Here is a 4,170-nt window from a genome sequence, read left to right as displayed (position 1 = left end):
ATCCATTATCCATTATCCATTATCCATTGTCCATTATCCATTATCCATTATCAATTATCCATTATCAATTATCAATTATCCATTATCCATTATCCATTATTCCACCTGACTAATACGACGCAGATTCAAAATATCACTCATATTTTTAATCTGAGTACAACTTCGTTCAAATTGTTGGAGATCGCTCACTTCAATACATAGATTAATAATCGCAGGATGACCAGGATTTGTTTTAACCTGAGCATTTTGAACATTAACATTATTATCCATCAAACGAGATAAAATATCCTTCAGTACACCCACTCGATCTAGAACTTCAATAGATATACTAACTGGATAAGTTTTAGGTCGTCCCTGATTTTCATTATCACTATTCCAACTAACAGGAACTAGCCTTTCTCCAGGTACACTTTCCACATTAGAACAACCTTGACGATGAATTGAAATACCATTCATACGAGTTACAGCTCCAATAATAGGCTCACCTGGAATAGGATTACAACAACCTGCTAAATGATACATTAAACCTTCAACTCCAGCGATTGGATAAGAATTATTAGAAGGCAAAGTTTGAGTAGGTTTGTGTAAATATTTTTCTGAGAAAATATCTGAATTCTGCTCAACTTGTGTTACTTCTCTAGAAGCATCTCGCAATCGATTAACTACTAAATTTAAAGTTATTTCACCATAACCCAGACCTGCCAATAAATCATCTACATTATGATAATTAAATCTTTCAGAAACAAGTCGCATTTGCTCAGATTTGAGTAAAGATTCAAAACCTTTTTTACCCAATTCTTTCTCTAATAATTCTCTACCTCTAGCTAAATTTTCTTCTCGATGAGAGCGTTTAAACCACTGACGAATTCTATTTCTTGCACCACCAGTAACAACAAAATTTAGCCAATCTAAACTAGGATGACCATTTTTCTGAGTCAAAATTTCGACAATATCGCCATTTTTTAAAGGACTATCTAAAGGTACTATTCGTTCATTTACTTTAGCACCTGTACAATGATTTCCTACTTCTGTATGAATACGATAAGCAAAATCTATTGGTGTCGAGCCATGTTTGAGAGAAATTACATCACCTTTTGGTGTAAATGCATAAACATCTTCAGAGAATAAATCACCCTTAATAGTCTCCAAATATTCTTTATCATCTTTGAGGTCACTTTGCCATTCTAATAATTGTCGAAGCCAAGTAAACTTTTCATCTTCAGTTGTAATATGAGTATTAGTATTACTATAACCAGTTTCTTTATACTTCCAATGAGCAGCTATTCCATACTCAGCAATATGGTGCATTTCCACAGTTCTAATTTGCACTTCTACTGGACGACCTGTAGTGCCTATTACTCCTGTATGTAATGATTGATAACGATTAGGTTTTGGCAGACCAATATAATCTTTAAATCTTCCAGGAATAGGGCGATAAGAGTCGTGAACAATAGCTAAAGCTCGATAACAATCCTCATTTTTTTCTACAATAATTCTCAATCCAGAAATATCATATACTTCGTGAAATTCTTTCTGTTTAAAGTACATCTTCCGATAGATTCCATAAAGATGTTTAGGGCGACCACTAATGTCGTAACATTCTATTCCTGCTTGGTCTAATTTTAGTCGTAAATTTTCTGTCATTTCTAACAATTTAGCTTCCCGATCAACACGTTTATCTGCTACCAATTCTTGTATTTCCCGATAAGCATTTGCTTCAATATATTTAAAAGATAAATCTTCTAATTCCCATTTAATTCGACCAATTCCCAAACGATTTGCTAATGGTGCAAATATTTCCCGTGTTTCTAATGCTTTGCTTAACTGTTTATGAGGAGGTAAATGTTGGAGAGTTCTCATATTATGTAATCTGTCTGCCAACTTTACAACAATGACTCTAATATCCTTTGCCATTGCCAAAAACATTCGGCGAAAATTTTCAGCTTGTAGCTCTGTTTTGCTGGAAAAATTAAACTTAGAAAGCTTAGTTACACCTTCTACTAATAAAGCTACTTCCGCACCAAATTTTTGTTTTATTTCTTCAATAGTTACCTCAGTATCTTCAACAATATCATGTAGAAAACCTGCGGCAATCATCGCACTATCACCGCCTAGATATTTTAATAATCCTGCCACAGCTACAGGATGACAAATATAAGGTTCTCCTGATTTCCGATACTGCCCTTCATGTAACTTATATGCAAATTCAAATGCTCGACAAATTAATGCTGTATCCACTGAACAGCTCGTTATATTATCACTCTTATTTCTGTTATCTAGACATTCTTGTAGCCAATCAGGAATTACACATGAAATTTTAGGTTTAGGTGTTAAGATTTTTGTATTCATAGGAGTTAGTTTAGAGTTAAGGAGTATTAGCTTTTGATATAATTTCAGCCAAAGTATAGAATACTTATATGGTAGTCCTGTATAGTCATGGTAGTATCGGGAGTAAAATTACTACTATACCATTACTCAAAGAATTACAATCTACTACTACCAGTGATATTTTTGTCTTTTCTTCGCAGTAACTATAAATTTCTATTCTATTAGAAAATAATATAACTATCAACTAGCTTTTTAGTTTATAATTCCAGTTTTTCTACAGATTATCTGTGATTTTTTATACTTTGATTTTTATAGTAAGATTCTGGAAAACTAGAACTATCAAACTATATATTTANAGTTATGTTATCTAATAGGGTTGAATTAATAGAGATATCTAAAATATAACTTAAGAATTGAATACTTAATTACTTTTTAGTATATTGAGATAATAACTATGAAAAAAATAACAACAATCTATAAAATTAGTCTCCCTAGGGTGACATAAATTATAGGCAGATTAATTAAGCACCCGTAGTTGTACTTAAGCTAATAACTTCTGAACCTAAAATCCTAGATTGTTATACCAATTTTGGAAGACTATTTACCTGATTTCTTGGTGACAAATAATTTCATACTAATCATGTAAAATTATCACCTGAAATTATTCTCAGTGAAATTTTTCAGCTACTACATATCTGATTTTTCCACTTTTGACTTTTAAATTGTGACTTTTGACTTTTAACTTTTGTGAAATCTTATTACTTCGTATGTTAATAATATAGACAAATTTCGATTTATTTACATTATGTTGCCAAAGGAGCATAATCAGCAATATCAAAAATTAAATCAACTTCTGAATCAGTGGCAACAGAACATAGCCGAAATAGAACTATCGAAAATATTGGCCATAAATCAAGAAGTCCAACAATTGTTCGATAGTCAAATTATTAATTTAGATAATTCGGAACTAGACCCACCTATAGCATCTCAGGTACAGTCTTATTTGACGGAGATTCACAAGCAACTTAGGCTCTTGAATGTAGATGTTACCTTTTTACAAGCATCTCGAAACCCTCAAACAACACAAACACGGTTGGCCAATATTAGCGATCGCCTAGAAACCCTCAAAGGTTATTGTGTGACTATACTTAGTCAAGCCAAATCAAAACAGAATCAGGAAGAAACAGGATGAAAAGCCCCAAATGCGATGTAGAGTTAGAAGATGCCGTTTTAAATGATATTATCCCGGTAAAATATTGTCCTAAATCTCAAGGTTTCTGGATTTCAGGAAAAGAGTATGAAGCCTGGTTAGCCAGTTTACCTTCATGGTATTCTCCTGAAGAAACCTTGCCCTATTACAATCAATTTGAAGATTTTGTACCCTCTCCTTTTGATAGTAAAGCAGGATTATGTCCAGAGTGTGGTACCTATTTGTCACGAACAAGAATAAACATTAAACAACCTTTTTATATAGAACGTTGTGTTAGTTGTGGAGGTATCTGGTTTGATAATGGCGAAGAATGGAAAATTTTAGAAGAGCTTGGTCTTCACACTAAAATTCACGAGATTTTTTCCAGTCAATGGCAAGCAAAAGTGCGTCAGTATCAACAAGAAATGATTAATCGTGAGACTGTTATTGATAAATTAGGAGAAGAAATAGCTGAGTATGTTTTTCAATTAACAGATATCTTAGAAGATAATCCTCAAGCAGACTGTGCTGCTACTTATATGTTACGCAGATTTGAAAAGAAAAGAAAGGAACTTAATGGGAAATTTAGTATAAACAGTCAAAATTAATTTTAGGGAGTAGGGAGTAGGGAGTAGGGAGTAGGGGAGCAGGGG

The 4,170-nt window shown here is 32.9% G+C and carries 3 protein-coding genes; 2 read left to right on the top strand and 1 reads right to left on the bottom strand.

Going from position 1 to position 4,170, the window contains the following annotated elements; genetic code table 11:
- Positions 1-96: 96 nt before the first annotated feature.
- Complete coding sequence (locus tag AFK68_RS07605; RefSeq protein ID WP_094672234.1) at positions 97-2,349, bottom strand: bifunctional (p)ppGpp synthetase/guanosine-3',5'-bis(diphosphate) 3'-pyrophosphohydrolase; 2,253 nt, start codon at positions 2,347-2,349, stop codon at positions 97-99.
- A 784-nt stretch (positions 2,350-3,133) separates the two neighbouring features.
- Between AFK68_RS07605 and patD the strand changes: the two genes are divergently transcribed.
- Both patD and AFK68_RS07595 read left to right on the top strand, forming a co-directional pair.
- Complete coding sequence (gene patD / locus AFK68_RS07600) at positions 3,134-3,520, top strand: heterocyst frequency control protein PatD (RefSeq protein WP_094672233.1); 387 nt, start codon at positions 3,134-3,136, stop codon at positions 3,518-3,520.
- Complete coding sequence (locus AFK68_RS07595; RefSeq protein ID WP_094672232.1) at positions 3,517-4,125, top strand: zf-TFIIB domain-containing protein; 609 nt, start codon at positions 3,517-3,519, stop codon at positions 4,123-4,125. The genes patD and AFK68_RS07595 overlap by 4 nt, the downstream gene beginning before the upstream one ends.
- The last annotated feature ends 45 nt before the right edge of the window (positions 4,126-4,170 follow it).

The sequence above is a fragment of the Hydrocoleum sp. CS-953 genome (genome assembly GCF_002260545.1).
Classification (GTDB): Bacteria; Cyanobacteriota; Cyanobacteriia; order Cyanobacteriales; family Microcoleaceae; genus Trichodesmium.
Note: the sequence above shows the minus strand (reverse complement) of the source record. Positions and strands in the feature narration are given on the sequence as shown.